This is a genomic window from Vibrio sp. 10N.222.48.A3 (genome assembly GCF_041475345.1).
In the GTDB taxonomy this organism is placed as follows: domain Bacteria; phylum Pseudomonadota; class Gammaproteobacteria; order Enterobacterales; family Vibrionaceae; genus Vibrio; species Vibrio tasmaniensis_A.
Window position 1 is genome coordinate 1 of the sequence record NZ_JBFRVX010001588.1, and the last position, 1,185, is coordinate 1,185.

1 pseudogene is annotated in these 1,185 nt (G+C 41.9%); it reads right to left on the reverse strand.

Annotated elements, in window-relative coordinates:
• Positions 1 to 861, reverse strand: a pseudogene (locus AB4653_RS27890) (ATP-binding protein); the annotation flags it as partial.
• Positions 862 to 1,185 lie beyond the last annotated feature (324 nt).

Consider the following 1,185-nt stretch of genomic DNA (forward strand, 5'->3'; position numbering starts at 1 on the left):
CACTTCTTGATTGGATGTACGACCCAAACGGTAGGCAAATTCCAAAATAAAGCTGATGGCAATCGAACCACCTAGAATCCACCACGTGAAGATCTCCAGGAAAATCAAATGTTGCAGACTAGGGATACTAGAAAGCACTCTCAATGACAATGTGATGGCAATTAGCCAAGCAATCGCAATTTCAGCGCGGCTGATGTACCAAATGACACGAACCAAGAAAGGAGGATTCGTTTTCGCTTCAAGAAAGTTAATTCGAAACAACTCAATTAAGCGAGTGCTGTTAGCAAGCCACCACACTAAACCGAAATAGATGAACAACACTTTTAACGACGCACCAATCACAGGTACGGGCGAAATAAAGATATCGTTAACTAACGCCTTGAAGCTTCGGATTTGGAAGTATGCAAGATACTCAATATTGAGCTTAGTTAATTCCCATTCTTGCTTAAACTGGGTAACACCATAAGGGCCAAAACCGGTTAAGCGCTCTTTGTTCGCAGAGCTCGTCTGTTCCAGAAGATGTTGTTTACTGACGTTTAAGCTATTCAAAGTGACGTAACTGGTTTGAACCTCAAACCATTGAGCGACGTCGTTGTTATCTCTATAAGCTTTTATCTGTTGCTCGAAGATTTTGATTTCCTGCTTTTGAACTCGCAGAACTTCAGCTAACAAGATATTGACTTGGCGTCGGTCCGACGACTCCATAAAGAGGGGATCGGGTAACGAATCAATTCGAGCATCGAGGTCAACAGCAGAATCGGATACCTGCGGCTGAGATTGTAAGTCATATTCCAAGTTGGCATGACTAGGCCATGAGAGAATGGCTAAAGTGAGGAGTAAGAAGCGCGATAGTGAACGCATAAAAGTCTCTTAGAATTATGAGGTTAGGATTACTATAGTTAGATAATCTTACTTTGTGAAATCCAACCCCGTATCGGGGGCGAGTACTTTATTCCTGTTTCGATCGATTTTGTCATGAAATTGTCAGGGATTAGGCTAGTATTTGAGCATATTGGCTATGTCTGTGCGTGCTTTGATCGGGTTGGTTTTACTGTAACTAATCAGCATACGATATATTCAATGGTCGGCATGATTTGGGACGTTATATCTCTCCCATTTTAGGGCGCCGTTTGATATTTTGTTTTCCCTGAAAATCAGCGGCTTTTCGTCGATAAATAGAAAATC